1 protein-coding gene is annotated in these 401 nt (G+C 63.3%); it reads left to right on the forward strand.

Going from position 1 to position 401, the window contains the following annotated elements; translation table 11 throughout:
* Nucleotides 1–401: integrase domain-containing protein (locus I6F37_RS43070; RefSeq protein WP_225154840.1), on the forward strand; the 401-nt coding region annotated here is incomplete at both ends.

The raw sequence follows: 401 nt of genomic DNA on the forward strand, positions 1-401 counted from the left end.
CCAGCGGCATCAAGCCGCCGAGCGCGACAAGAGCTGGCTAGGAAACGGCGTCGATGCCACGGCGCTGATCGCAAGCGTTTGCGACTACGATCCGAACATCGGCGTCGCGCTCGAACTCATGGAGGCGAACGCGATGCGCAAGAAGGAGGCGCTGATGTCCCGACCGCATCGCGACGTGGTGTTCTTCGAGGCGACAGGACTGCCGCCCGATCACAAGAAAGCGGATTTGTACCTACGCATCGAGAGCGGCGCCAAGGGCGGGCGCGAGCGCTTCGTCCCGCTGGATACGCCGAAACGTCTTGCCGCCATTGAGCACGCAAGGCAGGTGGTATCCACGCGCGATGGTCGCGTAGGCTCACCCTTCGGCAATCTCAAGCAGGCCATGGACCGCTTCGACAATG

The sequence above is a fragment of the Bradyrhizobium sp. NBAIM08 genome, assembly GCF_020193935.1.
Lineage (GTDB): Bacteria > Pseudomonadota > Alphaproteobacteria > Rhizobiales > Xanthobacteraceae > Bradyrhizobium > Bradyrhizobium yuanmingense.